Raw genomic sequence first — 26,178 nt, 5'->3', positions numbered from 1 at the left:
GTCGCGCAGGCCCTTCGGCAGTAGGGGTCTAGCGCGGCTTCGTCACCTAGCCGAACGGCTAGCCACTGAGCCGCGCGGGCCCGCCCCGCCTTGATCTGGCGCACATTCGGCTTGGCGTTTCGCCCGCCTGGCCAGGCCATGGGTAGGATACCCGAGCCCTAAGCTTGGCCTGAAGCTGAGGGATTGCCGAGTGATTCGAGGATCCTGATGCCAGATCAGAAAGCTGCGGCTGAGGGTGCGCAGGCTCGGGTTCGCGACGCCCTCGCCCACGCCCCTGCGACAACCTTCTTCCAGCATTCCTTTTCCCTGCTCGCCCTGGACTTCGACGAGCACCTGCATCTGGTCTCCGCCGCTGGCGTCACCCGCGAGGGGGCCGATGCGGGGTGGCCCGGCAAGACCGGCGCCCGGCTGATCGATCTCTTCAACGTCACCGACGCCGCATTGATCGCCCCTTTGGTGGAGGCGGCCCTGGCGGGTCAGGCGGGCATGCGAAAGCTTTCAGCCCCGTCCGGCGCGGACCGGGTTCTGCGCATCTCCTTCCTGCCCCGCCGCGTCGATGGCCAGCAGCGTGGGCTGGTTCTGAGCGTCAACGATGTCACCGCGCGGGAGGCGGGGATCGCCAAGCTGCGGGCCCTGGAAGATCGGTTAAGGGCGATTCTCACCCACGCGGCCGACGCCATGATCGTGATCCGCACCGACGGCATGATCGAGGGGGCCAACGAGGCCGCGGCCCGCCTGACCGGCTGGACCGAGGACGAACTGGTCGGCCGGCCGATCCAAGTCCTAATGGACGAGCCCTATCACAGTAGCCACCAGGGCCAGATCGAGCGCTACCTGGAGAGCGGGGTCAGCGGGATTCTCTATGTCGCGCCCCGCGCCTTGCCCCTGCGCCATCGCCTGGGCCACACCGTTCCCATCGAGCTCTCGATCGGCGAGGCCGTGATCGGCGGCGAGCGCATGTTCATCGGCGCCTGCCGCGACATCACCAAGCGCCTGCAGGTGGACGAGGCGCTGCGGGCCGCCAACGCCGAGTTGCGGGGCACGGTCTTCGAGCTGGAAACCCTCAGCGCCGGTCTCGCGACCCAGAAAGCGGCCCTGGAGGCCCTCGCCCTGGAGACCGAAGCCGCGCGCCGGACCGCCGAGGTCGCCAACCAGGCCAAGTCGCGATTCGTCGCCACCATGAGCCACGAGCTGCGCACCCCCCTCAACGGCATCCTGGCCGTGGCCGAGGCCCTGTCACGACGGGACCTCACGGACGATGACCTGGAGCTGGTCACCATCATCCGCTCCTCCGGCCAGGGTCTGCTGTCGATTCTCAACGAGGTGCTGGACCTGGCCAAGGTGGAGGCCGGCGCCCTGCTGCTGGATCCGGGGCCCTTCTCACCCGCCGAGGCGGTCGCCGCCGTGGGCGATGTCTGGCGTTTCGCCGCCGAAGCCAAGGGCATCGTCCTGAAGGTCAGCTTCAGCCGTCTGCCCGCCACCCTCCTGGGCGACGCCGGACGCCTCCGCCAGGTGCTCTCGAACCTGGTCAACAACGCCATCAAGTTCACCGATCGCGGCCAGGTCACCCTCGCCGCCCGCCGCATCGGACGCGGCTCGAACCTGCGCTTCGAGGTGACCGACAGTGGCCCCGGCATCGAGGAGGATCAGCGCGAGCGACTGTTCGACCCCTTCACTCAGGCCGACACCGGCACGACGCGCAAGCACGGGGGCACGGGCCTTGGCCTGACCATCTGCCGCGAGCTGGTCACCCTCATGGGCGGACGCATCTGGGCGGAGAACGCGCCTGAGGGCGGCGCCCTCATCGTGTGCGAGATCCCCTTCGAGGTGACCGACTCGGTCGCCCCGCCATCGCCGACCGTCGCTCTCCGCGAGCCCGGGGAGGCGCCAGCGTCCGGCGACCCGCTGATTCTGATCGCCGAGGACCACCCCCTGAACCGTCGCGTGGCGGGCATCGTCCTGGAGGGCGCGGGCCTGCGCTACGAATTCGCCGAGGACGGCGTCGCCGCCGTCGCCGCAGTGAAAACCGGCCGCTTCGATATGGTTCTCATGGACGTGCACATGCCCCGGATGGATGGTCTTGAGGCGACCCGCGCCATCCGCGCCCTCCCCGGCCCGCTCTCGGCCATCCCCATCATCGCCGTCACCGCGGCGTCGCCCGACGAAGTCAGCGAGTGCCGGGAGGCCGGCATGGACGACTTCGTCTCCAAGCCCATCAGCGCCGCGGCTCTACTTCAACGCATCGCCGAAAACCTGCCGCCGGCGGACTAGGCGAGCGCCTCCCCGCTCAAGTCGGCGATGTCGGCGTTGGAGAGGACGCCACCAGGAAGTCTCGGTTTCCGAGGGTTTCCTCCAGGCCCTCAAGAAGGCCCGCGACACCGCCTTGCAAGCGGCAAGACGGCTCAGACCGCGGTCTCCGCGTCATCGAGGATGCGGGCCACCGCCTCCTCGGCGCGGGCCCGCGCATTGGGCGCCTTGAACAGCTTGGTCTGCTGCTGGAAGGACAGGACACTCCCCGTCACCTCGAAGGCCACTTGTTGGCACATGTCGGCCGGCATCGGTCCGCCCCTCGGCAGGTCGGTTGCAACCCGCGCAAGGGTCTCCTGCCACCGCAGTTGGGACCCCACCAGCAGATCGCGGATGGCGCCGGGGCGGTCGTCATATTCCTGGGCGGCGACCGCGAACAGGCAGCCGCGCATGCCGGGCTCCCCCTCGACCCAGTCGAACCAGCGGTGCATCAGCACCTCCATCCGCGCCCGCCCCCGCGGGGTCTTCAAGCCCGGCTCGACCACCCGGTCGGTGAAGCGGTCGATGGCCTCCTGCAGCACGGCTAACTGCAGGGTTTCCTTGGATTTAAAGTGCGCGAACAGACCGCTCTTCGACAGGTTCAGATCCTCGGCCAGCGGCCCGAGCGAAAGCCCCGACAGGCCCACCTGAACCGCCCGGTCCAGGGCCTGGCTGACGATCGCCTCACGTGTGGTCGCGCCTTTTCCCATGCCCGATTTTTAGCACGACCGGTCGTTTTGTCTAGCCGAGAGCTTCGTCCAGGTCGGCGATCAGATCGTCGGCGTCCTCGATCCCCACCGACAGCCGGATCAGTCCGTCATGGATGCCCAGACGTCGGCGTGTGTCGGCCGGTATGGAGGCGTGCGTCATGATCGCCGGGTGCTCGATCAGGCTCTCAACCCCGCCCAGGCTCTCGGCCAGGGTGAACAGCCGGGTCTTTTCGAGCACTGATCGGGAAGCCTCGAGTCCTCCATCCACGACCACCGACATCATCCCGCCGAACCCGCCGGTCATCTGGCGCCCGGCCAGCTCATGCTGCGGGTGGCTGGCCAGCCCCGGATAGATCACCTGCTCGACGCCCTTCCGGCCCTCCAGCCAGGTCGCGATCTTCATGGCGTTGGCGCAGTGGCGCTCCATCCGCAGCCCCAGGGTCTTCACCCCCCGGTGCGCCAGGAAGCTGTCGAAGGGTGAAGCCACCGCCCCCACCGCGTTCTGCAGGAAGGTAACCTGTTCTGAGAGCTCGGCGTTTTCCCCCACCACCAGGCAGCCGCCGACGATGTCGGAGTGCCCGCTGAGGTACTTGGTGGTGGAGTGCATGACCACATCGAACCCGAACTCCAGCGGCCGCTGCACCGCCGGGCTGGCGAAGGTGTTGTCCGCCGCCGCGATGATCCCGTGCCGCTTCGCCAGCGCCGCCAGGGCCTCCAGGTCGGCCAGCCGCAGCAGCGGGTTGGTGGGTGTCTCCACCCACAGCAGCCGGGTGTTGGGCCGGATCGCCGCCTCCACCGCGGCCAGGTCGCTGAGGTCCACGAAGCTGAACTCCAACCCCGCCGAGCGCTTCCTGACCTTGTCGAACAGCCGGAACGACCCGCCATAGAGGTCGTCGGAGGCGATGACGTGGTCCCCCGCATCCAGGACGTCCAGCAGGGTGGCGATGGCCGCCAGGCCCGAGGCGAAGGCGAACCCCTTCACCCCGCTCTCCAGGTCCGCCACCGCCCGCTCGAAGGCGAAGCGGGTGGGGTTCTGGCTGCGGCTGTACTCGAACCCCTGGTGCACCCCGGGGCTCGACTGGGCGTAGGTCGAGGTGGCGTAGATCGGGGTGATCACCGCCCCGGTGCTGGGGTCCGGATACTGCCCGCCATGGATGGCGCGGGTGTTGAAATCCAAGCGGTTCTTGCCGTCGGTCACGCTGCGCGCCTCAGATAGTTGATGAGATCGATGCGGGTGATCAGCCCCAGGAACTCGCGCCCGTCCAGCACCAGAACCACCTGATCCTTGTCGAAGATCGGCAGCAAGGCCTCCAGCGGCTCGTGGGCCTGGACGGTGTTGAGCCGCGCCGTCATGGCGGAACTGACCGGCTGGGCGAAGCGCTTGTCGGGCCGCCGCTCCTCCACCGCGTCGAGCAGGTCGCTCTCGTCGATCAGCCCGATCAGCCGGCCATCATCCAGCACCGGCAGTTGCGAGACATCGGCCTGCCGCATGCGGTTGTAGGCGGTCAGCAGGGTGTCGTCGGGTCCCACGGTCACGGCCCCGCCCTCCCCTGGCGCGCGGGCGATCAGATCGCGCAGGTCACCGTGCAGTTCCCGGGCGGTCAGCCCCTGCTCGGCCAGCCAGCTGTCGTTGTAGACCTTGGAGAGGTACTTCGAGCCCGTGTCGCAGACCAGGGTCACCACCCGCTTGGCCTGCGTCTGCTCGCGGCAATAGCGCAGCGCGCCGGCCAGCAGGGTCCCGGACGACGAGCCCCCCAGCACGCCGGCCTTCAACAGCAGGGCGCGGGCCGCGCCGATGCTCTCGCTGTCGGGTATGGAATAGGCCTTGGACACCAGGGTCAGGTCGCAGTTGTCGGGGACGAAATCCTCACCGATCCCTTCCACCACCCAGGAGCCGGGCTCGATGGTCTCGCCTGTGTTGACCAGGGGCGCCAGGATCGACCCCACCGGGTCGGCCAACACCATCTGCGTCTTGGGCGAGACCTTGGCGAAGTAGCGACCCAGGCCGGTCAGGGTGCCGCCGGAGCCGACCCCCACAACCACGGCGTCCAGGTCGCCGCCCATCTGCGCGAAGATCTCCGGGCCCGTGGAGGTCTCATGGGCCAGCGGATTGGCCGGGTTGGCGAACTGGTTGATGAACACCGCGCCGGGGATGCCGGCCGCCAGCCGCTGCGCCATGTCCTGATAGTATTCCGGATGGCCCTTGCCGACATCGGAGCGGGTGATGCGGACGTCCACGCCCATGGCCCGCAGGTGCTGGATCTTCTCGCGGGACATCTTGTCCGGAACGATCAGCAACAGCTTGTAACCCTTCAGAATTCCGACCTGGGCTAACCCGAGGCCCGTATTGCCCGCGGTCGCCTCGACGATGGTCCCACCTGGCTTCAGCGACCCGTCGGCCTCGGCGGCCTCGATCATCGAGCGGGCGATGCGGTCCTTGATGGAGCCGCCCGGATTGGCGCTCTCCAGCTTGATGAACAGGCGGCAGGGACCAGTGTCGAAGCCGGCCAGTTCGATCATCGGCGTGCGGCCGATCAGGTCCAGGGCCGAGCCCACGGGCATCGGCGGCGGCGGGGTGTCCATGGGGCGTCCTCACTCACGGCATGAGATAGGCGTGTGGTGCGCCCATAGGAACGCACCACAGCCGAGTCCGCGCAATCGTGAGCAGAAGTTTCTCCACGGACCGCCGGACCGTGGAAGAAGCTTGCGAGGGTCAGGCCGCCTGCTGACCGTCCTCGTAGACCGGGGCCTCGTCGGCTGGGAGGGCGGCTTTGCCGCGGATCATGTCGGCGGCCTTCTCGGCGATCATGATGGTGGGCGCGTTGGTGTTGCCCCCCACCAGGGTCGGCATGACCGAGGCGTCGATGACCCGGAGGCCCGCGACGCCTCGCACCTTCAGTTCGCCGTCCACCACCGCCATCTCGTCGTCGGCCGCCCCCATGCGGCAGGTGCCGACCGGGTGGTAGATGGTCTCGGCCACCTGCTTGATCCAGGCGTCGATCTGCGCGTCGGTCTGGACCTGTTCGCCGGGGAAGAGCTCGGTGGAACGGTACTTGTCGAGCGCCGGCTGCCGCGCCACTTCGCGCATCATCTTCACACCCTCGCGCAGCGCGCGGCGGTCTTCCTCGGTCGACAGGTAGTTGGCGAAGATCGCCGGATCGTCCAGCGGGTTGGCGGAGTTCAGCCCCACCCGGCCCCGGCTCTCGGGCCTCAGCTGGCAGACGTGGAAGGTGAAGCCGTCCTTGGCCACCTGCAGCTTGCCATGGTTCTGCATGACGGCCAGCACGCAGTGCACCTGCAGGTCGGGGCGGTCGAGGTCGGGGCGCGACTTCAGGAAGGCGCCGGATTCCAGCATCTGCTTGGAGCCAAGGCCCTTCTTGAACAGCAGGTAGTTCAGCCCGATCAGGGCGGTCTTGATGCCCTTGCGCGCGGAGAAGACGGTGATGGGCAGCGGGCATTCCCAGGACAGGGTGACGTCCAGGTGGTCCTGCAGATTGGCGCCCACGCCCTTCAGTGCATGGACGACGGGGATGCCGTGCCGGGTCAATTCCTCAGGGTCGCCGATCCCAGACAGTTGCAGGATGTGAGGCGACTGCACCGCGCCGGCGCTGAGCAGCACCTCGCGGTCGGCGTGGACCACCTGCTTGACCTGCTTGTCGTCGAGGAACTCCACCCCGGTGGCCCGGCCGTTCTCGATGATGATCCGGGTGGTCCGCGCACCGGTGAGGCAGGTGAGGTTGGCGCGGGTGAGGACCGGATGCAGGTAGCCCTTGGCCGCGCTCCAGCGCTCCCCGCCCTTGATCGTCAGTTGATAGGGGCCCCAACCTTCCTGCTGGAAGCCGTTGAAATCACTAGTGACCTTATGGCCAGCCTGACGACCTGCCTCGATGGTCGCCTTGTAGATCGGGTTGGGGTCCGAGGCCTTGGTGACCGCCAGCGGACCGTCGCCGCCATGCCACTGGTCGCCGCCGCCCTCCAGGCTTTCCGAGCGCTTGAAGTAGGGCAGCACGTCCTTGTAGGACCAGCCCTGCAGGCCCATCTGGCGCCACTGGTCGTAGTCGCGCGCATGGCCGCGGATATAGATCATGCCGTTGATGGAGCTGGACCCGCCCCACCCCTTGCCCCGCGGCCACCAGAGCTTGCGGTTGTTGAGGTGCGGTTCTTCCTCGGTCCAGAAGCCCCAGTTGTAGGTGCCCTTGTTCCCGATCAAGCCGCCGACCCCGGCCGGCATCCGCACCATCAGGTGATTGTCCTTGGTCCCGGCTTCCAGCAGCAGGACCTTCACCGTGGGGTCTTCGGTCAGGCGGTTGGCCAGCACACACCCTGCCGAACCGGCGCCGATGATGATGTAGTCGTAGCGGTCCATGACAGCGGCCCTCCCCTAGGTGTTTGGGCCACCCTTACTGGCCTCGGCGCCCGACACAAGACCGGACGCCGCGTCACCCTGGATAAAGTTGACGCCGGCGTCACGGACGGCGGAACTCCATGATCCAATTGGTTTCCCAGCTCTTCCCGCCGTCATAGGAGAAGGCCTGGCTCCAGCGTGGCGCATCGGGATCTGCGGTCTGCCAGTCGAACACCACTTGGACCGGGCGGTCGCCGTCCATGTCCTCGCCGCGGAAGGTCCCGCGCGTCCCCTCGAAGCGGCCCATCACCGGCGGCTGCATCACCCCGTCACGGTCAGTGATCCACCAGATGGTCCACTCGTCGCGCTCTGGACTGTAGAGGCGGAAGGTCATGCCCTTGAAGCCCTGTGCGGCGAAGTCGATCTCATCGAGGCTGCACATGCCGCCGAGCCGCAGGTCCGAGCGCTGGTGCGCCGTAAACACATCCCAGTCGGTGGAGCCGGCTCCCCGCCGCTTCAGGCGGCGATTGGTGACGATCCAGTCCCCATGATTGAAATCGAAGGCGTGGCGGGAGGTCTGGGCGGCGGCAGGCATGATAGCTCCTCAAGCTGGAGCTTCGACCTACCGCCACCCTGCTGACAGGATCTGTCAGCTACCTACTTCCCCTTCCAGTTGGGCGTACGCTTCTGAGCGAACGCCATCGGCCCCTCCACGAAGTCCTCCGAGCGGAACAGGGCCGAGATGGCGGGGTAGCGGTTCTGGCCGGCGATGGCGCCTTCGAGGGTCGGCTCGTCCAGGCCGCGATAGACCGCTTCCTTCGAGGCCCGGATGGACATGGGCGACAGCTCGGCGATCTGGCCAGCCCAGCGGCGCGCCGTCGCCATCAGGTCAGCGGGGGTGCTGACCTCGTTGACGAAACCCAGTTCGTGGCCCTCGGCGGCGGAAACCCGGCGGCCGGTGAGGATCATGCCCATGGCCCGCTTGGTCCCGATGGCGCGCGGCAGGCGGTGCAGGCCCCCGGCCAGGGCGGCCAGGCCCACACGCGGCTCGGGCAGGGCGAAGACCGCATTGTCGGACGCCACGATGATGTCGCAGGCCAGGGCGATCTCAAACCCGCCGCCCATGGCCACGCCGTTGACCGCCGCGATCAGCGGCTTATTGAGGTCGAAACGCTGGGCGAGGCCCGCGAAGCCGCTGGCCGGCATGGCCATGGAGCCGCCGGTGGCCTGGTTCTTGAGGTCGTTGCCGGCCGAGAAGGCGCGCTCGCCGGCCCCGGTGATGATGCCGACCCACTGTTCGGGATCGGCGTTGAAGGCGTTGAAGGCCTCGTCCATCTCGAAGTGCATCGGCGAATGCACCGCGTTCATGACCTCAGGGCGGTTGAGGGTGAAGACCGTGACCGGGCCCTCGCGCTCCACGGAGATGAATTCATAGGCCATCGAGTGTCCTCCCATTGTCTTGTTGGCCGGAAGGCTGGCGGGGCGCCGCTGCGTCCGTCAAGCGGGCTTGGCCGGAGTCGGCACGCTTGACCGGACGGGCGACCTCCCGCACCAAAAGGCATGACCACGCTTCCCACCCTGACCGGTCCCTCAGTCGCGCCCGCCTACAACCGAGCGCCCAAAAGTCTCGTGATCCTGCTGCACGGCTACGGGTCGAACGGCGCCGACCTGATCGGTCTGGTCCCGCACTGGCAGCACGCCTTCCCGGATACTTTGTTCATTTCCCCGAACGCGCCCCAGCCCATGCCGGGCATGCTCGACGCCTATCAGTGGTGGCCGATCACCAACATGGATGCGCAGGCTCGTATCAACGGCGCGCGGGAGGCTGCGCCAGTGCTCAACGCCTTTATCGACCAGCAACTGGCCAAGTATAGGCTCGGCGAGGACCGGCTGGCCCTGGTGGGGTTCAGCCAGGGGACAATGATGGCCCTGCAGGTCGGTCTGCGACGGTCGCCACAGGTGGCGGGCATCCTCGGTTATTCCGGCATGCTGGTGGATGAGACCGGCCTGGATTCCACCAAGGTCAAGCCTCCGATCCTGCTGATCCATGGCGACGCCGATCCGATGGTGCCGGTGGCCGCCCTCCATCACGCCGGCGCCACCCTCCAGAAACTCGGCTTTGAGGTCGGCGGACACGTCTCTCCAGGCCTCGGCCACAGCATCGACATGGAGGGCCTGCAGATGGGCGGAAACTTCCTGCACAAGTTTCTCGCCTGACACAGGCGCGGCTTGGCGTCTGAGCTAACCTGGCGATCATAGGCGCCGTTAGCGAGCGCCCGCATCAGGTGAGGCTCCCCATGGACGACGAAACCAATCCCGCCAGCGCCAACCGCGACTCGCGCCTGACCCGCCGCGGTTTCGCCACCGTCACCATGGCCACCGGCGTGGCCCTCGCCGGACAGGCGCTGGCCGCCGAGGTCGTCGAGACCGACGTCACCATCACCACCGCCGACGGAACCTGCGACGCCGCCTTCTTCCACCCGGCCGGCAAGGGCAAGTGGCCCGGCGTGGTGATCTTCACCGACATCCTGGGCCTGCGGCCAGCCTTCCGCGACATGGGCAAGCGAATGGCCGCCGAGGGCTACGCCGTGGTCGTGCCCAATCCCTTCTACCGCACCCGCAAGGCGCCGGTGATCACCGGGCCCTTCGAGTTCTCAAACCCCACCGACCGGGCCAAGCTGAGTGAGCTGACCGCACCGCTGACACCCGAGGCCAAGGCCCGCGACACCGCCGCCTACGTCGGCTGGCTGGACAAGCAGCCGCAGGTGAACACCCGGAAGAAGATCGGAACCCAGGGCTATTGCATGGGCGGCCTTTACACCTTCCTCGGCGCCATCAACCACCCGGACCGTGTCGGGGCGGCAGGCTCCTTCCACGGCGGCGGTCTGGTGACCGACAAGCCCGACAGCGTGCATCTGCAGGTCGGCAAGGCGAAGGCCGGCTTCCTGGTGGCCATCGCCGAGAACGACGACGCCAAGCAACCGGAGGCCAAGGACAAGCTGAAGGCGGCTTTCGCGGCCGCCAGGAGCAAAGCCGTCGTCGAGGTCTATCCCGCCCAGCACGGCTGGTGCGTGAAGGACGGCGCCGTCTACCACCCTGCCGAGGCCGAGCGCGCCTGGGCCGCCCTGCTGTCGCTCTACGCGCAGTCGCTCGGCTGACGCGCAAGCTGCTCAAGCCCGCCCAGGGCGATCTTCAGGCACATGTCCACCGCGGTCGGGAGGTCGAGGTCCCCCTGTGCGACCAGCCGGCCGGCGCGGTCAGTGACCGCCATCAACAGGTCCACCGCCGCAATCGCCCGGGGCAAGGGCAGCCCATAGGCGCGCCGGGTGGCCCGTACGAAATAGCGAACCGTCTGGTCGCGACTGACCCGGCTCTCCGCCTCCATCAGGGCCGCGGTCGCCGGGTCGCCGAGCAGCGCGGCGATCAGGGGACCTCGGTCTCGGACATGCTCGAGGTAGAGGCGTGTCGTCTGAGCGATCAGCTCGGGAAAGGACTGGGCCTGCAAGGCCGCGCCCATGCCGCGCGCGCCAAGCTCAGCCTGCTCTCGCTGCAGCAGAGCGCCCAGCAGGACGTCACGCGTGGCGAAGTAGTTATAGACCAAGGCCTTGCTGATCCCCGCCGACCTGGCCAGCTGTTCCATTGTGGCGGCCTGCAGGCCTTCTTCCACGATCAGTCGCGCGGCCACGTCCAGAATCTGGTCACGGCGGGCCGCGGGCGTCAGCCGGATGCGGGTGCGCGAGCTCATCACTGACCCATGCCCGCCAGCGCCTATCAGGTCCAGAGCGGCGAAGAGCCCTTGAGCAGGCGGGTCATCAGGATCATCCGCGACACCTCGCGCAGGTCGGCGGCGTCCTTGAGGGTGCTCTCAAACCAGGCGACTTCAGTCTTTGGCGATTCGGAAAGCGCCAGGATGGTTCCGTCGGCCAGGTAGTCGTGCTCCATGAAGACCGGCCCGTCGAGCCACTGCACTTCAATCGCACCGAACAGGCCAACGAAGCCGTCCTCTGGCCTGAACAGCGGCTTCTCCACCTCACGCATGGCGTCGATGGCGATGGCGGGCGGCGCCACCCGCTCGCCCCACACTGACGCGTCCAGATATTCGGGCAGCGGCTCGGTGATGAATTCCAACCGGTTGTCGTTGCGGGCAAGCTCAAGCCGGGCTGGGACATCCAGACACCTGTCACCGACCTTGGATTTCCGCAGGATACGGAGGTCTTCGGGTGGGCGCACGTCCCTCAGCCGCCGGCGAAGGGCCGAGTCCAGGTCTGGTGGCCCGGACGCGGCGGTGCCCTCGCAGACCCGCCGGCCTTCGCTGTCCTCCATCCACACCTCCGCCCGCAATCCGCCCTCGGGCCTGACCACCGGGTCGCGCGCGAAGACCTGGACCGGTTCACCGTCTGTGGTGGGGGTCAGGAAATAGAGGGAGAGGTTGCCGGTCTGAAACCACGCCCGGCCGAAGAGCTCCGCCATCAGCGGCGGAAACTGCTCGAAGTGGATGTTCCCCGCCACCGTACCGCCCTTGAACCCCAGCCCCTGCGCTGTGGCGTTGTCGTGGATCGAGCCCTTGGCATGCTTGGAGAAATTGTCAGGGCGGCGCACCGGTCCGGCCGTCACGCCAGCCTGACGGGTCGTCGTGAAGGGGACGTCGGACATCGGGCCTCTCTGTCGGTTGACCAAGTCTCGTGAACCCAACTATTATTACACGAACCTTATAATAACAAGTCGGACACCTCATGAACCTCGACTTCTCCGAAGACGAGCTCGCCTTCCGACAGGCGGTGCGGGACTTGATCGCCGAGGCGCTTCCGCAAGGTCATGCCTTCGATGGCTCGCGCGCCGACGAGGCGCGATGGCACACCGCCCTGCTCGCCAAGGGCTGGGCCGTGAACAGGTTTCCCGTCGCCTTTGGCGGGCCCGGGTGGACACCGGCCATGAGCTTCATCTGGGAACGGGAGACCGCCGCCGCGGGGCTTCCGGGCCAGGTCGGCGGCATGGGACCGGGCATGTTGGCGCCGGTTCTGTTCGCCTACGGCAGTCCGGAGCAGCAGGCGCGCTTCCTGCCCGATATCGTCGCCGACCGCGTCCGCTGGTGCCAGGGCTACTCCGAACCGGGCGCCGGATCGGACCTGGCCGCCCTGCGTACGCGGGCGGTAAGGGAGGGCGAGATCTATGTGGTGGACGGCGAAAAGGTGTGGACGAGCGGCGCTCACACCGCCGACTGGATGTTCTGCCTGACCCGGACAGCGACCGAGACCAAGCCCCAGGCGGGGATCACCTTTCTGCTCATCGACATGCGCACCCCTGGGGTGGAGGTGACGCCCATCATCTCCATCGACGGTCGACACGCCTTCAACCGCGTGACCTTCGACGGCGTCCGGGTCCCGGTAGAGAATCGCATCGGCCTGGAGGGCCAGGGCTGGACCTATGCCAAGGGCCTGCTCACCCACGAGCGCACTGGCCAGGCCTTCGTGTCGCTCTCGCTCAACCTGCTGCGCGGAATCCGCGTGGCGGCGTCAACTGAACTTGCCGGATCGGCGGGAGGTCAGTTGATCGAGGACCCCGGCTTCGCGAGCCGGCTGAGCGCCGTGGAGATCGAGCTGCGCGCGCTAGAGATGACCGAGTTGCGCACCCTGTGGGAAGTCGCCGCGGGCTCAGCGCCAGGCGCGCAGTCCTCCATGCTGAAACTCAAGGGGACGGAGATCGTGCAGCGGCTCACAGAGCTGTATGTGGAATGCGCCGGACCCTATGCCGCGCCTTGGTTTCCGGAGACCGATGGGCCGGCCGAGCCGCTGGGGCCCAGCTGGGCGGGCCGCGAAACGGTACGATATCTGGAAGGCCGCGCCGCCAGCATCGCGGGCGGCTCAGACGAGGTCCAACGCAACATCATGGCCAAGCACGTGCTGAAGATCTGAGCCCACCGGAACCTTGACCGTGAGGGCGCGTTTCCGGGTCATATCCCCAAGTCCCCGGAGACCGCCATGTCCAAGTTCACCGCCACCCTCGCCATGATCGCCGGCGCGGCCGCGCTCACCGCCTGCACCACCACCGACCCCTATACGGGCATGCCGGTGCGCAACAACACCGGGACCGGCGCCCTGGCCGGCGCGCTGGGCGGCGCGGCGCTCGGCTACCTGACCAACACCAACAGCGGTGAGCAGGGCCGCAAGAACGCCCTGATCGGCGCCGGGATCGGCGCGCTCGCCGGCGGCGCAGTCGGCAACTACATGGACCGCCAGCAAGCCGACTTCCGCCGCTCGCTGGAGGGCTCAGGCGTGCAGATCCGCCGTCAGGGCGACGACATCGTGCTGATCATGCCCAGCGACGTCACCTTCGCCGTCGACCAGTCCGACGTGCAGCCGCGCTTCGAGCCGGTGCTGGGCGACGTCGCCCGCACCCTGAACGCCTACCCCCAGACGACCATCGACATCGTGGGCCATGCCGATTCCAGCGGCGCCGATGACCACAACCAGGCCCTGTCGGAGCGTCGCGCCAGTTCGGTGGCCAACTATCTGGTGGGCGCCGGCCGCGTCCTGCCGGCCCGCATCTTTGTGGCCGGCGAAGGTGAGCGCCGTCCGGTGGCCACCAACGGCACCCCCGAAGGCCGCGCCCAGAACCGTCGCGTCGAGATCATCCTGCGCCCGATCCAGGGCTAGGGGTGCGAGGGCGGCCTAACCCGCCGCCCTCAATTCTCTCCTATAGCGCTGCCAGTTGGCCACGTAGTGCATCGCCCCGCCCGCCAGCATGCGCGCCTGGCCCTCGGAGACCTCGCGGACCACCTTGCCCGGGGCGCCCATGACCAGGGAATTGTCGGGGATTTCCTTGCCCTCGGTGATCAGCACATTGGCGCCGATCAGGCAGTTCTTCCCGATCTTCGCCCCGTTGAGGATGATCGAGCCGATTCCCACCAGGGAGTTGTCGCCGATCGAGCAGCCGTGAAGCATCACCATGTGCCCCACCGTGACATTGGCCCCAATGGTCAAGGGAGAGCCTGAGTCGGTGTGCAGGACCGAACCGTCCTGAACGTTGGAGTTCTCGCCGATGATGATCGGGTCGTTGTCGCCCCGAATGGTCGCACCGAACCACACCGAGGCGTTTTTCTTGAGAATCACGTTTCCCATCACCGCCGCGTTCGGCGCTATCCAGTATTCGTCCGGACCCGGAAGCTCCGGAGCCACATCGCCCAAGTTATAGACACTCATTGTCGCACCCTCACTATTGTCACGGATCCTTTGCTTAATCCGCGATTAACCCCGTTAGGATCATCTTAGTCGGGCGATTCGAGAGGGCGATAGCCTTCCCGAACCGGCTAGGGCCGGTTTTCGGTTCTGGCGTCCCGCATGACGGAGACGAAGGTGTCGCGTTTGTGGCTTCGGCGGGCTCATCCGCCAACATTGCGAAGCGAAAGCGGTCCACCGGGCTGCGCACGACGCCGGTCTGTCTCACATCACCAGTCGACCTCGAAGGGCGATCCATTGCGGATACGCCCTTTTTTCATGCTCTTACGGAGGCTTTGATGACCAAGCGAGCCCTGAAGCGACAAGTGCGCGAAGGCGCCTTCGACGCCGGCCAATTCCAGGATGACGGCAAGATTCGCCGCCTGCCCGTAGAACGGGCCTGGTCGCCCTTGGCCCATCACAATGATGACCGTGAGCAGGGGTATCTGAAGACCATCAAGTCCAAGTCGCCGGGCCAGGACGAACTGATCGCCGCCATCGACGCCAAGAACCTGGTGATGGCGCTGGGTCCGGCAGGCACGGGCAAGACCTACCTCGCCATCGCCAAGGCCGTGGAGGCCCTGGAGGCCGGCAAGGTGGGCCGCATCGTGCTCTCCCGCCCCGCCGTCGAGGCCGGCGAGTCCCTGGGCTTCCTGCCCGGCGAGATGGAGGACAAGCTCGCCCCCTATCTGCGCCCCCTCTATGACGCCCTGTCCGACCGGCTCTCCATGAAGCGGGTTCGGGCCCTGATGACCGAGGGCGCCATCGAGATCGCTCCGGTCGGGTTCATGCGCGGTCGGACCCTCAACAACGCCTTCGTCGTGATCGACGAGGCCCAGAACTGCACCTACGGCCAGCTGAAGATGCTGCTGACCCGCCTGGGCTGGCACTCCACGATGGTGGTCACCGGCGACCCCAACCAGTCCGACCTGCTGCCCGAACTCTCGGGCCTGGGCCCGGTCGCCGACAAGCTGGAAGCCGTCTCCAACATCGCCGTCGTCCGCCTGAAGGACCGCGACATCGTTCGTCACCCGCTGGTCGCCGAGATGCTGGGCGTCCTCTGATTCTCCCCAGGCCGGCTTCGGATCCTCCGGCGCCGGCCGACGGAACGGTCGTCCCTGGGCGTCAACGTGCGCGAGCAGCGCATACAGTTGCATTGAGAGACCAAAGACGAGGCGGCCCGTCGTCTTGGCGTCGGGACTACGCCGCCGGCAGGGCCGGCGGCCCATTCCACATTCTGCTAGGGCAGGTCTTCGGCGAGGATCGCCATCTCGAACATGAAGGAGCCGTCGCCGTCTTCGTCCTCGAAGACCACGCCGATGAACTCGTCGTTGATATAGACCTCAGCCGAGTCCTTCTGTTTCGGACGCGGGACCAGGTTGATCCGCGCATTGGCGAAGGTGCCCCGCATGTGGCCCTCGAGCTTGCGCATCATTCTCTCGTCCACGGCCATCTCCTCGGCGATTCAACAGCCGCGGAACCTAGCTGGTCGCGGCCTGCACGTAAAACCGTCAGATGACGTAGTCGTACACGGCGTCGGCCAGGGTGTGGTCCATGCTGCGGGCAGGCTCCTCGCAGGTCGGGCAGTTGACCAGGCGAGCCGGCACGCCGGCCGCCGTGCAATGGGCCGGAACCGGCTTCAGCACCACCGAACCGGCGGCGATCTTGGCGTAGTCGCCGATGAGGATATTGCCGAGCACCTTGGCCCCAGCGCTCAGCAGAACGCCCTTGCCGATCTTCGGGTGGCGATCACCCCGCTCGGCGCCCGTGCCGCCCAGGGTTACGTCCTGCATCATGGAGACGTCGTCGCCGATCACCGCGGTCTCGCCGATGACGATGCCGGTGCCGTGGTCGATGAACACGCCCGAGCCGATCTGGGTCGCCGGGTGGATATCCACCTGGAAAATCTCGCTCATCCGGCTCTGCAGATAGAGCGCGATGGTCTCGCGGCCCTGACCCCACAGCCAGTGCGCCACGCGCTGGGCCTGGAGGGCCTGGAAGCCTTTGAAGAACAGGAACGGCTGGACATAGCCCTTGCAGGCGGGGTCCCGCTCGAACACCGCCTTCAGGTCGGCCTCGGCGATGTCCACGAGCTTGGGGTCGGACTTGTAGGCGGCGTCGGCCAGTTCCCGCAGGCTCATGGCGCGCAGTTCCTGGTCGCCCAGCTTGCGAGCCAGCTGGTAGCTCAACGCGGCGCCCAGGTCGTGGTGGCTCAGCACCACGGCGTTCAGCAGCGAGGCCAGCGCGGGTTCCGACTGGGCGGCCCGCTCGGCTTCGTTGCGCAGTGCGGCCCAGACCGGCGGCGGTGATGCCGGGTCGATGACTTCCAGACGCTGGCTCATCGGTTCCTCCCGTCCCATGACGTTCCCCTTATCCTAGCATGGCCGCCGAGAGTTCGCGCGGCAATGCGCCCTCCCTGGCCATGTGGTAGCCCCGCAGCAGCATCGCAACCGTCAGGGCGTCGCGCATATAACCCCCGATCGCGGCGTCCAGCGCTTCCCGAAAAGGTACGCGCGCCCTCAGGATATCTTCGGTGCCGTCACCCTGCGGCTCGGCGTGGACCTGCCTCAGGCCCGTCGCGAGGTATCCGAAGGCCTGTTCGTCGGTGACCGAGTTGGAGAGCTGCATCCGCAGGATCTCCCGCCAACGGGCCGCGGCCAGACCGGTCTCTTCCAGCAGTTCGCGCTTGGCGCTCTCCAGGGGATCGTCGGCCAGCGGCCCGCCGCCCTCGGGAATCTCCCAGCTGTAGTCGTCGCAGGGCAGTCGGTTCTGGCCCACCAGGGTGATCGTGCCGTCATCATGGACCGGCAGGATGGCCAGGGCGAAATTCTTGAAGCCCACCACGCCATACAGCGCGTCCGCCCCGGTCGGGGCGACGGCGTCGTACTCGGTCAGGCTGATCCAGGGATTGTCATAGATCGGGCGGGGCGGTCCCCTGCGCCAGGGCTTCCCGTGGGCGACAAGCCAGTCTGGTTTTTGCGACATGTTCTCAACTAGCTTGCGAAACCACCCCCATATAAGAGAACTCCCCTATCGGCTTTCCTAATGAGGCGCGCTTTGAGATGACCCTGTCGCTTCCCGCCGCCCCGCTCTTCGGCCAGCCGGTCCCGCAACACCCCGCGCCCGAAGTGCTGGCCTTCCTGGCCACCCGACGCTCGGCCTCGGCGGTGACCCTGGCCGAGCCCGCTCCCACGGCCAGCGAACTGGACGCCTTGCTGCAGCTCGCAGCGCGCGTGCCCGACCACGGCAAACTGGCGCCCTGGCGCTTCATCATCCTGGAGCCGGCCGCCAAGGCGGTCTTCGCCGATCGCCTGGAGGCCTTGGCCAATTCCCGCGGCGACGCCCGGGCCGCCGCCAAGCTCGGCAAGCTGAAAATCCCACCCCTCTGCGTGGCGGTGGTCTCGCGGCCCCGGGCGGGTGAAATCCCCGAATGGGAGCAACTGCTCTCGGCCGGCGCGGTGTGCACGACCATGCTCTACGCCGCTCAGGCTCTTGGCTACGGCGCCAACTGGATCACCGACTGGTACGCCTATGATGACGAGGCCAAGGCGATCCTGGGCCTGGAGCCTGCGGAAAAGGTGGCGGGCTACATATTCCTGGGCACCCCCAAGGAGCCCCCGCAGGAACGCGAGCGGCCTGACGTCGCCGCCTTGATAACGGCTTGGCGGCCCTGACACGTCTTCGGCATCCCGGCCGCTCCAATCCTGCGAGACCGGGCTGCGCCGCCGGGGATCGGGAGCTTGGCCGAGCCTCGCGGGTGGCTATAGAGTGGTGGTTGTCATGACCCCTCTCCGATCCCTGGCGGCGATCGTCGCGGTCTACGTCGCGCTTGTGGCCGGCGGGGCGTCAGCCGCGCGTGCTCCCGACGCCACGCTTCGCGGCGTCATGACGGCGGCCGATCACCAGACCTACCGCGAGGTACCGTTCCGCGTCCCGGCCGGAACGACGCGGCTGACCGTGGAATTCGAGCACACCGGCAAGGATCAGAAGTCGGTCATCGACCTGGGCCTGCGTGATCCCCAGCGGTTTCGCGGCTGGAGCGGTGGGAACAAGACCCATTTCACCGTCTCGGAAGCCGAGGCGACCGCCTCATATCTCCCCGGACCGCTGCCCTCCGGAGAGTGGAAGCTGGTCCTGGGCGTACCCAACCTGCGTGAGGGCGCGCAGGCCGAATACACCGCGCGCGTCTATTTCGAGCGGGGCGCGGCGTTCGGCGGATTCCAGTCGACAGCGGTGAAGCCCGGTCCCGCCTGGTTCCGCGGCGACCTGCACGTCCATACCGCCCATTCCGATGGCGCCTGCGCGTCGCGCAAAGGTCTCAGAGTCCCCTGCCCGGTGTTCAGGACGCTGGAAGCCGCCGCGGCCCGGGGCCTCGATTTCATTTCGGTGACCGACCACAACGCGACATCCCAGAATCAGGCGTTGCGCGAACTGGCGCCCTATTTCGACGACCTCCTGCTGCTCCCCGGACGCGAGGTCACCACCTTCCAGGGCCACGCCAACGTGTTTGGCCCGACCGGCTTCCTCGACTTCCAGCTCGGTTCGCCCCGCGCGCAGGACCTGGCCACACTACAGGGTCAGGTGGAGAAGGCCGGGGGGCTCATATCCATCAATCACCCCGGCCTTCCGTCGGGCGAGCTCTGCATGGGCTGCGGCTGGGTGGCCAAGCCCACGGACTTCGCCCGCATCCAGGCCATCGAGGTGGTGAACGGCGGATCCCTCGCCTTCCCGGGCGGCGCCGAAAGCGCGGTGTCGGGCATTCCGTTCTGGGAGGCGCGGCTAAACGCCGGTCACCGGATTACGGCCGTCGGCGGCTCCGACAACCACGACGCCGGCCTGAGTCCCACCAAGCCGGGCGCCATCGGCTATCCGACCACAGTGGTCCATGCGGCGGACCTGTCCCAGACCTCCATTCTTGAGGGCCTGCGCCGGGGCCATGTCTTCATCGACGTCGAAGGCGAGGGCAAACGCCTGCTGGAGGTCACCGCGACCCTGGGCGATCAGACCGCTCAGATGGGCGACCAGTTGCTCGCGCAGGCCGGTGACGCCGTTCTGTTGCAGGTTCACGTGAGCGGGGTCGCCGGCGGCGTCGTCGAATTGAGGGGCGATGGCGCAAGTCTCGCAGCCGTGCGTGCGCTGGACATCACCAGCCAGGACCAGACACTGTCCTTCCAGATTAAGGCGGACGGCGCCGCCCACTGGTTGCGGGTGGACGTTCGAGGCGCCGATGGCCGCCTCCGGTTGCTTGGCAACCCCGTCTACCTGGCACCGCCTCGGTGAAGCCCGCGGCCGGTCCGCAGCTCTGATCGGCCCGCCAGGTCGCCTGAAACACGACGGCCGGACGGCGAAGGGTCGCCGCCCGGCCTGAAGTGTGACACGCCCGAGGAGAGTTGGGCGATTAAGACTTATCCCATTTTCGCGGCGTCGGCTAGTCGACGGTTGATTCGCGCGCTACAGGCGCCCGCTCGCGGCTCCCTCCGCCGCCGGAGACCGAACGTTCGCGGTGAACATCGCCCTCTGTCTACTGTGACGCTTGGCGTTTGATCTTCCACTACACGGTCAGACATCAGCAGCAGCGACTATCGCCGCCTTCAAACTCGTCAGCCGCGACCGCGATAGGTCGCAACACCTTGATCCGGCAGCCAGAGGTCGGCCGGAGCCCGGCCGCTCTGCCAGAAAACGTCGATGGGGATGCCGCCACGGGGGAACCAGTAGCCGCCGATCCGCAGCCAGACGGGCTCGGCCACCTCGACGATCTTGCGGCCGATGGCGACGGTGCAGTCCTCGTGGAAGGCGCCATGGTTGCGAAAAGACCCGAGATACAGCTTTAGAGACTTCGACTCGATCAGCCAGGGTCCGGGCGCATAGTCGATCACCAGGTGCGCGAAGTCGGGCTGGCCGGTCACCGGGCAGAGCGAAGTGAACTCCGGAACCGTGAAGCGCGCCAGATACAGCGTGTCGGCCTGCGGGTTGGGGACCCGCTCCAGAACGGCCTCCTCCGGCGAGTCGAAGCCGCGGACTTCGCGGCCGAGTTGGGTCAGGTGGGTTTCGTCCATGGCCGGCGCTTTACGCCCCGCAAGCCGGCCCCGCAACAGAGACTCCAACGCGGCGAGGGGCTATCACAGCTCAAAGCTTCAGGGAGAGGACGCGCGATGAGCGGCAAGGATTTCCAAGATTTCGTGGTCGTGGTGACCGGCGCCTCCACCGGCCTGGGTCGCGCCATAGCCGTGGAGACCGCCAGCCGCGGCGCCGCGGCGGTGATCATCAACTACGCGTCCAGCGCCGATGAGGCCGCCGAGACCGCCCGCCAGGTCGAGGCGCACGGCGCAAAAGCCGTTGTCGTGCAGGGCGATGTCGCCTCCGACGACGATTGCCGCAAAATCGCCGCGGCGGCCGAGCCCTTCGGCCGCATCGACGCCCTGTTCAACAATGCCGGCGTGACGAAATTCGCGCCCAACCACGCCGATCTGGACGCTGTGACCGCCGATGACTTCCTGCGGCTCTATAGTGTGAACGTCGTGGGCGCCTACCAGATGGTCCGCGCCGCGCGGTCCCTGCTGGAGGCGGCGCCGCAACCAGGCGCCGTGGTCAACACCTCGTCGATCGCCGGCGTCGCCGGGATCGGCTCGTCGGTGCCCTACGCCGCCTCAAAGGGGGCGCTCACCACCATGACCCTGTCCCTCGCCCGGGCCCTGGCGCCCAAGATCCGGATCAACGCCATCTGCCCCGGGTTCATCGACACCCCCTGGTTCGGCAAGGGCGTCGGCGCAGAGCGCGCCCAGAAGATGCGCGACGGCGCAGCCGCCTCCACCCCCCTCAAGGCCGCCTCGACGGCTGAGGACGTCGCCGGCGCCGCGGTGTTCCTCGCCGCCCCTGCATCGAAACACATCACCGGCGAGACCCTGCTGGTGGATGCGGGGACTCACCTGAACTATTCGCCGCTGGCGATGCGTTGAGACTTGACCCGCAAAGCGTGACCGTGGCGCCCAAGGCACAGCTTGGCGCCTAATTGCACGGCGCCCGCCTCTGTTAACGCACAAATTTCGCGCAGCGAGTAGCTAGGGCGCGCTGTGGCTTCGCCCTGCGTTGATCTGGAGGTCTCCAACTGGCGATCTCCGGCGACGGTTGGGCGAAGCTCGGCTGGATATAAGGGGATAACGAAAATGAACATTCTGAAGACCATGCTTCTCGCCGCCGCGGCCACCGCCGCCATGGGTGGAAGCGCTCTCGCCGCCGATGAAGACATCGCACTGTCCTTCAACCTCGGCGCCACGACGGACTACGTGTTCCGCGGTGTCAGCCAGACCAATAACGAAGGCCAGATCTTCGGCGGCGCTGACGCCACCCTGTACGGCATCGGCTATGCCGGCGTCTGGGTGTCCAATGTCGAATTCGGCAACGGAACGGACCTGGAATACGACATCTATGCCGGCATCAAGCCGACCATCGGCGTCGTGAACCTCGACTTCGGGGTCTACTACTACGGCTACACCAATCAACCGACCGGCAGCCACGAAGACTACGTCGAGTACAAGGCTGCGGCCTCGACCGCCGTCGGTCCGGCCACCGTTGGCGCCCTGGTCTTCTATTCACCCGAGTTCTTCGGCAAGACCGGCAAGGCCACCTACTATGAAGTCAACGGCGCCGTCCCGGTCGCCGAGAAGGTTTCGGTCTCCGGCGCCATCGGCCACCAAGAAATCGAAGGCCCGGCTGACTACAACACCTGGAACCTGGGTGTGGGCTACGCCCTCAACGACACCGTGGGCTTCGACCTGCGCTACCACGACACCGACGAACACGGCTTCGGCGACATCTATGAGTCGAAGGTCGTTCTGGGCGTGAAGGCCAGCTTCTAAGCTTCGCACACGCGACGATCTGGGAAGCCGCCCCCTCGCAGGGGCGGCTTTTCTTTTTCCGGGCGGCGAACATCGGCCCGGAGATTCATCCCTGCCGAACGAGCCCGACCCAGCAGGCGGACGGCTGGATGGGCTCTGGCCTTTCACTCGCCTTTGCCGAGCCCTAAGATGCATCACACGTCCTGCTGGTGAAGGGCTGCGACGTTGCTCGTTTCAGGGCGGATAGCTCCCGCGAGGGGAGTTTCATTGGACGGTCGCGCCCACCCCTCTATGGTGCTCGTCGGACGACCAGAGCGGAGCGCGATTCATGGAGCAGATGGCCAACCGAGCCCAGACCATCGTCGTCGATACGCTGATCGCGGCTGGGGCCTTCCTCCTCGCATTCCTCCTGTCGGCGAGCCGCACAGTGGGGCTCGACGATGGCGACCTCTCCACCCTGAATGTCGTTCAACTCATCGGCCTGTACGCTGCCCTGGCTGCTGTGTTTTCCACGATGTTCCGACGCGAGCTGTCGCCGTGGCGCTACGTCTCCATTCCCGACGCCCTGGTGCTCGCCAGGACGGCTGTCCTGACTGCGGGGGTCTTCCTGCTGGCGGTGTTTGTTATTGACCGAGCCAGCGGACTGCCGCGCTCGGTCCTCGCCATGGCCCCGATCTTCCAGATGGCGGGCTCCATGGGGGCTCGGATCATGCGCCGCGCTCTGCACGAGCACGCCCTCGACAGCTTCGCGCCGCTGAAATCCGTGCGCGATCGCGCGCCCCAGGCCCCGTCCCTCCTGCTGATCGGTCCCATGGCGCTGGCCGACACCTATCTGCGCGACGTCGCGCGGCGTCATGACCACGCCTGGACCGCGGTCGGCATCGTCGGTCCCGACGCCCGCGACGTGGGCCAGCAGGTCCGCGGCGTCTGCATCATCGAGTGCATCGACAACCTGGGCGCGGCCCTGGCCGACCTGAGGCGCTGGAACCGTTATCCGCGCGCCATCCTGTTCCTGGATGAACCGGGTCGACTGAAGGGCCTCACGGCCGATCAGCTCGGCCAATTGAAGAACGACGGCATCCGGCTGCTGCGCCTGCCGTCCATTGTCGAGCTGTCCCAGCATGACGGCATGGCCCTGCTTCCCATGCGCGAGATCAGCGTTGAGGAGCTGCTGGCCCGTGAGCCGATCGAGCTTGACCATGAGGCGGTCAAGGCCCTGATCCGTGGCCGCCGCGTGCTGATCACTGGGGCCGGCGGCTCCATCGGCGCTGAACTGGTGCGGCAGGTCGCCGCCTTCCAGGCTGGCCACATCACCATGCTCGACTTCTCCGAGACCTCGTTGTTCGAGATCGACCGCGAGTTGGGCGAGACCTTTCCGACCCTGTCGCGGCACGCGGCCCTGGTGGACGTGCGGAACGCCAACCGGGTGGCCGATTGCTTCCAACGCCAGAAACCTGACCTGGTCTTCCACGCCGCGGCCCTGAAACACGTCTCCATGGTCGAGCGGCATCCGTGCGAGGGGGTTCTGACCAATGTGGTCGGCACCTGGAACGTGGCTGAGGGCGCGCGCGCCTGTGGTGCGGCCCAGATGGTCCTGATCTCGACCGACAAGGCGGTGGATCCGTCCAACGTCATGGGCGCCACCAAGCGGTTGGCCGAAGCGGTTATCCAGGCTCAGCAGAATGGCCGGGGCACGCGCTTCTCGGCGGTCCGGTTCGGAAATGTTCTCGGGTCGGCCGGTTCTGTGGTGCCGATTTTCAAGTCGCAGATCGACCGAGGCGGCCCCGTCACGGTGACCCATGAGGACATGGCCCGCTTCTTCATGACCATTCCGGAGGCCGCCCAGCTTGTCCTGCACGCGACGGCGACCTGCGCCGAGGGCGCGGACGCCGCCCATGCGCGGCTGTTCCTCCTGGAAATGGGCGAGCCCGTCCGGATCATGGACCTCGCCCGGCAGATGATCGCCTTGTCCGGTCGCACGCCCGGAAAGGACATTGAGATCGAGATCACCGGCCTGCGTCCCGGCGAGAAGCTCACCGAGGCCCTGCTGGACGAAACTGAACGGTCCCTGCCCTGCGCGCCCAAGGTCATGGAGGTGGTTTCCTCCTCCGCCCTGCGCATCAATGCAAACCATCTGCTTGACCTCGAAGGCCTCGCCGACAAGGGCGACGTCGATGAGGTGCGCCGCGCGCTCTTCGACCTGGTCGCTCAGATCCGCGGCGAGAAGCCCGGCGCGGCGCCCGCCCTCCGGGTCGTCGCCAACGGCTAGACGCCGGGGCACTGGCGCTCGGCTCCAGACATCGCATCGCGCAGCGTAAGAGAGACTCATGGCGGTTATCCTGGTCACCGGATCGGCAGGCTTCATCGGCTCGCACACCGCCCACCGGCTGCTGGACCGCGGCGACGAGGTCGTGGGCCTGGATGACCTGAACGCCTATTACGATCCGACCCTCAAGCAGGCGCGCCTGGCCCGGCTGGAAGCCCGCAAGGGCTATCGCCACGCCAAGATCGACCTGGCCGATCGCGAGGCCGTGGCGCGGCTATTTGCAGACACCAAGCCGGACGGCGTCATCAACCTGGCCGCCCAGGCCGGCGTCCGCTACAGCCTGGAAAATCCCGAGGCCTATGTGGACGCCAATGTCGTCGGATTCTTGAACATCCTGGAGGGCTGCCGGGCGGTCCAGCCGAAGCACCTGGTCTTCGCCTCCACCAGCTCGGTCTACGGCGCCAATGGCAAGCTGCCCTTCTCGGTGCGGGACGCGGTGCATCACCCGATCACCCTCTATGCGGCCACCAAGCTCGCCAACGAGTCCATGGCCCACTCGTACGCGCACCTGTTCGGCATCCCCTCCACAGGCTTCCGGTTCTTCACCGTGTACGGGCCCTGGGGCCGCCCCGACATGGCGCTGTTCAAGTTCACCGAGGCGATCCTCAAGGGCGAACCCATCGACGTCTATGGCGAGGGCAAGATGCAGCGGGACTTCACCTATGTTGACGACATCGTCTCGGGCGTCGTCGCAGCCCTGGATCGGCCCGCCGCCATCGATGCGGCCTGGGACCCGCTTGCGCCCAATCCCGCCACCAGCGGCGTCGCGCCCTGGCGCATCCTGAACCTTGGGAACAGCCAGCGGGTGGAGCTGATGCGATATATCGAGGTGCTTGAGGAGAAGCTCGGCGCCAAGGCGAAGCTGAACCTGCTGCCCATGCAACCCGGCGACGTCAGCCGCACCGAGGCCGATACGACCGAAACCCAGGCCGCCCTGGACTACGCGCCCAAGACCCCAATTGAGACGGGGATCGGCCGGTTCGTGGACTGGTATCGCGACTATTACAGGACCTAGATCACCCGGCGCCTCACCTTCCAGGAGCGTGCATCTTCGCGTCGCACGCGCGCTCGCTTGAGCCCCCCCAGAATGGGGCCTAGGACTTGCACCCTGGTGCTGGGGGGTGCTTCAAAATGATACGTGCGGTTTTCTGGTGCGGCGTGGCTCTGGCCGCCATCACCGCCTCAGTGGGTTGGGGGTCCGTGGACCGCTCCTTCACCTATTTCCGCGACAACGCCTATGAGCGTGAAGCTGCGCTGCAGCAGTGCCTGTCTGGCCAGGTCAAGGGCCTCATCTGCCAGAACGCCGCGCGCGCGGCCCGTGCGGTCGCCGACCGCGAAGGCCTGCTTGGCCTCTATTCCCCGACCACCACTGCGGTCGCGACGATCCGCTAGAGCGGGCCGCGTTTTGACGGAATCGGGATTCCCAAATCAGGGCTGATCTGATTCATCCTCTCTGCTGGAG

At 67.1% G+C, this 26,178-nt stretch carries 26 protein-coding genes; 13 read left to right on the top strand and 13 right to left on the bottom strand.

Translation table 11 applies throughout. The features are described 5' to 3' along the window. Window positions 1-207: 207 nt before the first annotated feature. Window positions 208-2,271, top strand: a complete 2,064-nt coding sequence (locus tag OCL97_RS07140) for a PAS domain-containing hybrid sensor histidine kinase/response regulator (protein ID WP_377368881.1) — start codon at window positions 208-210, stop codon at window positions 2,269-2,271. Between the two features lie 131 nt (window positions 2,272-2,402). Here OCL97_RS07140 and OCL97_RS07135 read toward each other — a convergent pair whose 3' ends face one another. The 6 genes from OCL97_RS07135 to OCL97_RS07110 form a co-directional block, all read right to left on the bottom strand. Then, the gene (locus OCL97_RS07135) at window positions 2,403-2,996 is read right to left on the bottom strand and encodes a TetR/AcrR family transcriptional regulator (RefSeq protein ID WP_377368879.1); all 594 of its coding nucleotides are present in this window, start codon (window positions 2,994-2,996) and stop codon (window positions 2,403-2,405) included. 31 nt (window positions 2,997-3,027) lie between these two features. Further along, complete coding sequence (locus OCL97_RS07130; RefSeq protein ID WP_377368877.1) at window positions 3,028-4,194, bottom strand: cystathionine gamma-synthase; 1,167 nt, start codon at window positions 4,192-4,194, stop codon at window positions 3,028-3,030. Continuing rightward, entirely contained in the window at window positions 4,191-5,579 is a 1,389-nt protein-coding gene (locus tag OCL97_RS07125; RefSeq protein WP_377368875.1) for a pyridoxal-phosphate dependent enzyme, read from the bottom strand. Before OCL97_RS07125 ends, OCL97_RS07130 begins: the two co-directional genes overlap by 4 nt. 130 nt (window positions 5,580-5,709) lie before the next feature. Next, window positions 5,710-7,362 (bottom strand): choline dehydrogenase, encoded by a 1,653-nt coding sequence (locus tag OCL97_RS07120; RefSeq protein ID WP_377368873.1) that lies wholly within the window; start codon window positions 7,360-7,362, stop codon window positions 5,710-5,712. 100 nt (window positions 7,363-7,462) lie between these two features. Then, the gene (locus OCL97_RS07115) at window positions 7,463-7,936 is read right to left on the bottom strand and encodes a DUF1579 domain-containing protein (RefSeq protein ID WP_377368871.1); all 474 of its coding nucleotides are present in this window, start codon (window positions 7,934-7,936) and stop codon (window positions 7,463-7,465) included. Between the two features lie 62 nt (window positions 7,937-7,998). Next, window positions 7,999-8,781, bottom strand: a complete 783-nt coding sequence (locus tag OCL97_RS07110) for an enoyl-CoA hydratase-related protein (protein ID WP_304827677.1) — start codon at window positions 8,779-8,781, stop codon at window positions 7,999-8,001. 120 nt (window positions 8,782-8,901) lie between these two features. On the opposite strand from OCL97_RS07110, the gene OCL97_RS07105 reads away from it, so the two are divergent. Continuing rightward, window positions 8,902-9,558 (top strand): alpha/beta hydrolase, encoded by a 657-nt coding sequence (locus tag OCL97_RS07105; RefSeq protein ID WP_377368869.1) that lies wholly within the window; start codon window positions 8,902-8,904, stop codon window positions 9,556-9,558. Between the two features lie 80 nt (window positions 9,559-9,638). Beyond that, entirely contained in the window at window positions 9,639-10,499 is an 861-nt protein-coding gene (locus tag OCL97_RS07100) for a dienelactone hydrolase family protein (protein ID WP_377368867.1), read from the top strand. Here the strand turns inward: OCL97_RS07100 and OCL97_RS07095 are convergent. Beyond that, window positions 10,478-11,086, bottom strand: a complete 609-nt coding sequence (locus tag OCL97_RS07095; RefSeq protein WP_377368865.1) for a TetR/AcrR family transcriptional regulator — start codon at window positions 11,084-11,086, stop codon at window positions 10,478-10,480. The genes OCL97_RS07100 and OCL97_RS07095 overlap by 22 nt on opposite strands. 26 nt (window positions 11,087-11,112) lie before the next feature. After that, on the bottom strand, window positions 11,113-11,994 hold the full coding sequence (locus tag OCL97_RS07090) for a hypothetical protein (protein ID WP_377368863.1): 882 nt from the start codon (window positions 11,992-11,994) through the stop codon (window positions 11,113-11,115). An 80-nt stretch (window positions 11,995-12,074) separates the two neighbouring features. On the opposite strand from OCL97_RS07090, the gene OCL97_RS07085 reads away from it, so the two are divergent. Both OCL97_RS07085 and OCL97_RS07080 read left to right on the top strand, forming a co-directional pair. Then, complete coding sequence (locus OCL97_RS07085; RefSeq protein ID WP_377368861.1) at window positions 12,075-13,253, top strand: acyl-CoA dehydrogenase family protein; 1,179 nt, start codon at window positions 12,075-12,077, stop codon at window positions 13,251-13,253. Window positions 13,254-13,319: 66 nt separating this feature from the next. Continuing rightward, the gene (locus OCL97_RS07080; RefSeq protein WP_377368859.1) at window positions 13,320-13,994 is read left to right on the top strand and encodes an OmpA family protein; all 675 of its coding nucleotides are present in this window, start codon (window positions 13,320-13,322) and stop codon (window positions 13,992-13,994) included. 15 nt (window positions 13,995-14,009) lie between these two features. Here OCL97_RS07080 and OCL97_RS07075 read toward each other — a convergent pair whose 3' ends face one another. Continuing rightward, window positions 14,010-14,540 (bottom strand): gamma carbonic anhydrase family protein, encoded by a 531-nt coding sequence (locus tag OCL97_RS07075; RefSeq protein ID WP_377368857.1) that lies wholly within the window; start codon window positions 14,538-14,540, stop codon window positions 14,010-14,012. Between the two features lie 314 nt (window positions 14,541-14,854). Here OCL97_RS07075 and OCL97_RS07070 point away from each other — a divergent pair, with 314 nt between their 5' ends. Then, complete coding sequence (locus OCL97_RS07070; RefSeq protein ID WP_215339601.1) at window positions 14,855-15,619, top strand: PhoH family protein; 765 nt, start codon at window positions 14,855-14,857, stop codon at window positions 15,617-15,619. A gap of 176 nt (window positions 15,620-15,795) precedes the next feature. Here the strand turns inward: OCL97_RS07070 and OCL97_RS07065 are convergent, their stop codons facing one another. Genes OCL97_RS07065 through OCL97_RS07055 form a run of 3 tightly spaced genes read right to left on the bottom strand, consistent with a single transcriptional unit; the run spans window position 15,796 to window position 17,540 of the window. Then, the gene (locus tag OCL97_RS07065) at window positions 15,796-16,008 is read right to left on the bottom strand and encodes a DUF3126 family protein (RefSeq protein WP_371130928.1); all 213 of its coding nucleotides are present in this window, start codon (window positions 16,006-16,008) and stop codon (window positions 15,796-15,798) included. A 58-nt stretch (window positions 16,009-16,066) separates the two neighbouring features. Continuing rightward, window positions 16,067-16,897, bottom strand: a complete 831-nt coding sequence (gene cysE, locus OCL97_RS07060) for a serine O-acetyltransferase (RefSeq protein ID WP_304781639.1) — start codon at window positions 16,895-16,897, stop codon at window positions 16,067-16,069. 28 nt (window positions 16,898-16,925) lie between these two features. After that, complete coding sequence (locus OCL97_RS07055; RefSeq protein ID WP_377368854.1) at window positions 16,926-17,540, bottom strand: NUDIX domain-containing protein; 615 nt, start codon at window positions 17,538-17,540, stop codon at window positions 16,926-16,928. A gap of 77 nt (window positions 17,541-17,617) precedes the next feature. Between OCL97_RS07055 and OCL97_RS07050 the strand changes: the two genes are divergently transcribed. Then, entirely contained in the window at window positions 17,618-18,229 is a 612-nt protein-coding gene (locus OCL97_RS07050) for a nitroreductase family protein (protein WP_377368852.1), read from the top strand. 106 nt (window positions 18,230-18,335) lie between these two features. Beyond that, window positions 18,336-19,835 (top strand): CehA/McbA family metallohydrolase, encoded by a 1,500-nt coding sequence (locus OCL97_RS07045; protein ID WP_377368850.1) that lies wholly within the window; start codon window positions 18,336-18,338, stop codon window positions 19,833-19,835. A 320-nt stretch (window positions 19,836-20,155) separates the two neighbouring features. Here OCL97_RS07045 and queF read toward each other — a convergent pair whose 3' ends face one another. Then, window positions 20,156-20,611 (bottom strand): preQ(1) synthase, encoded by a 456-nt coding sequence (queF, locus tag OCL97_RS07040; protein ID WP_304781645.1) that lies wholly within the window; start codon window positions 20,609-20,611, stop codon window positions 20,156-20,158. Window positions 20,612-20,707: 96 nt separating this feature from the next. On the opposite strand from queF, the gene OCL97_RS07035 reads away from it, so the two are divergent. The 5 genes from OCL97_RS07035 (at window position 20,708) to OCL97_RS07015 (ending at window position 26,108) form a co-directional block, all read left to right on the top strand. Next, a complete protein-coding gene (locus OCL97_RS07035; RefSeq protein WP_377368848.1) occupies window positions 20,708-21,511 on the top strand; it encodes an SDR family NAD(P)-dependent oxidoreductase in 804 nt (267 codons plus the stop codon). 207 nt (window positions 21,512-21,718) lie between these two features. Next, a complete protein-coding gene (locus tag OCL97_RS07030; RefSeq protein WP_377368846.1) occupies window positions 21,719-22,411 on the top strand; it encodes a TorF family putative porin in 693 nt (230 codons plus the stop codon). A gap of 307 nt (window positions 22,412-22,718) precedes the next feature. After that, window positions 22,719-24,659 carry a UDP-N-acetylglucosamine 4,6-dehydratase family protein gene (locus OCL97_RS07025; RefSeq protein WP_377368844.1) on the top strand — a complete coding sequence of 647 codons (1,941 nt, stop codon included), beginning with the start codon at window positions 22,719-22,721 and terminating at the stop codon, window positions 24,657-24,659. 58 nt (window positions 24,660-24,717) lie between these two features. Then, window positions 24,718-25,731: an NAD-dependent epimerase gene (locus tag OCL97_RS07020; RefSeq protein WP_377368842.1), complete on the top strand. Its 1,014-nt coding sequence runs from the start codon at window positions 24,718-24,720 to the stop codon at window positions 25,729-25,731. Between the two features lie 116 nt (window positions 25,732-25,847). Then, window positions 25,848-26,108: a hypothetical protein gene (locus tag OCL97_RS07015; protein WP_305337885.1), complete on the top strand. Its 261-nt coding sequence runs from the start codon at window positions 25,848-25,850 to the stop codon at window positions 26,106-26,108. The last annotated feature ends 70 nt before the right edge of the window (window positions 26,109-26,178 follow it).

This window comes from Phenylobacterium ferrooxidans (assembly GCF_042714595.1).
Taxonomy (GTDB): Bacteria; Pseudomonadota; Alphaproteobacteria; order Caulobacterales; family Caulobacteraceae; genus Phenylobacterium; species Phenylobacterium ferrooxidans.
Note: the sequence above shows the minus strand (reverse complement) of the source record. Positions and strands in the feature narration are given on the sequence as shown.

Excerpts from the sequence above, each read along its gene's own strand:
- OCL97_RS07140 (WP_377368881.1), top strand. The coding sequence starts at position 208 with ATGCCAGATCAGAAAGCTGCGGCTGAGGGTGCGCAGGCTCGGGTTCGC.
- OCL97_RS07135 (WP_377368879.1), bottom strand. The coding sequence starts at position 2,996 with ATGGGAAAAGGCGCGACCACACGTGAGGCGATCGTCAGCCAGGCCCTG.
- OCL97_RS07125 (WP_377368875.1), bottom strand. The coding sequence starts at position 5,579 with ATGGACACCCCGCCGCCGCCGATGCCCGTGGGCTCGGCCCTGGACCTG.
- OCL97_RS07120 (WP_377368873.1), bottom strand. The coding sequence starts at position 7,362 with ATGGACCGCTACGACTACATCATCATCGGCGCCGGTTCGGCAGGGTGT.
- OCL97_RS07115 (WP_377368871.1), bottom strand. The coding sequence starts at position 7,936 with ATGCCTGCCGCCGCCCAGACCTCCCGCCACGCCTTCGATTTCAATCAT.
- OCL97_RS07110 (WP_304827677.1), bottom strand. The coding sequence starts at position 8,781 with ATGGCCTATGAATTCATCTCCGTGGAGCGCGAGGGCCCGGTCACGGTC.
- OCL97_RS07105 (WP_377368869.1), top strand. The coding sequence starts at position 8,902 with ATGACCACGCTTCCCACCCTGACCGGTCCCTCAGTCGCGCCCGCCTAC.
- OCL97_RS07100 (WP_377368867.1), top strand. The coding sequence starts at position 9,639 with ATGGACGACGAAACCAATCCCGCCAGCGCCAACCGCGACTCGCGCCTG.
- OCL97_RS07095 (WP_377368865.1), bottom strand. The coding sequence starts at position 11,086 with ATGAGCTCGCGCACCCGCATCCGGCTGACGCCCGCGGCCCGCCGTGAC.
- OCL97_RS07090 (WP_377368863.1), bottom strand. The coding sequence starts at position 11,994 with ATGTCCGACGTCCCCTTCACGACGACCCGTCAGGCTGGCGTGACGGCC.
- OCL97_RS07085 (WP_377368861.1), top strand. The coding sequence starts at position 12,075 with ATGAACCTCGACTTCTCCGAAGACGAGCTCGCCTTCCGACAGGCGGTG.
- OCL97_RS07080 (WP_377368859.1), top strand. The coding sequence starts at position 13,320 with ATGTCCAAGTTCACCGCCACCCTCGCCATGATCGCCGGCGCGGCCGCG.
- OCL97_RS07075 (WP_377368857.1), bottom strand. The coding sequence starts at position 14,540 with ATGAGTGTCTATAACTTGGGCGATGTGGCTCCGGAGCTTCCGGGTCCG.
- OCL97_RS07070 (WP_215339601.1), top strand. The coding sequence starts at position 14,855 with ATGACCAAGCGAGCCCTGAAGCGACAAGTGCGCGAAGGCGCCTTCGAC.
- OCL97_RS07065 (WP_371130928.1), bottom strand. The coding sequence starts at position 16,008 with ATGGCCGTGGACGAGAGAATGATGCGCAAGCTCGAGGGCCACATGCGG.
- cysE (WP_304781639.1), bottom strand. The coding sequence starts at position 16,897 with ATGAGCCAGCGTCTGGAAGTCATCGACCCGGCATCACCGCCGCCGGTC.
- OCL97_RS07055 (WP_377368854.1), bottom strand. The coding sequence starts at position 17,540 with ATGTCGCAAAAACCAGACTGGCTTGTCGCCCACGGGAAGCCCTGGCGC.
- OCL97_RS07050 (WP_377368852.1), top strand. The coding sequence starts at position 17,618 with ATGACCCTGTCGCTTCCCGCCGCCCCGCTCTTCGGCCAGCCGGTCCCG.
- OCL97_RS07045 (WP_377368850.1), top strand. The coding sequence starts at position 18,336 with ATGACCCCTCTCCGATCCCTGGCGGCGATCGTCGCGGTCTACGTCGCG.
- queF (WP_304781645.1), bottom strand. The coding sequence starts at position 20,611 with ATGGACGAAACCCACCTGACCCAACTCGGCCGCGAAGTCCGCGGCTTC.
- OCL97_RS07035 (WP_377368848.1), top strand. The coding sequence starts at position 20,708 with ATGAGCGGCAAGGATTTCCAAGATTTCGTGGTCGTGGTGACCGGCGCC.
- OCL97_RS07030 (WP_377368846.1), top strand. The coding sequence starts at position 21,719 with ATGAACATTCTGAAGACCATGCTTCTCGCCGCCGCGGCCACCGCCGCC.
- OCL97_RS07025 (WP_377368844.1), top strand. The coding sequence starts at position 22,719 with ATGGAGCAGATGGCCAACCGAGCCCAGACCATCGTCGTCGATACGCTG.
- OCL97_RS07020 (WP_377368842.1), top strand. The coding sequence starts at position 24,718 with ATGGCGGTTATCCTGGTCACCGGATCGGCAGGCTTCATCGGCTCGCAC.
- OCL97_RS07015 (WP_305337885.1), top strand. The coding sequence starts at position 25,848 with ATGATACGTGCGGTTTTCTGGTGCGGCGTGGCTCTGGCCGCCATCACC.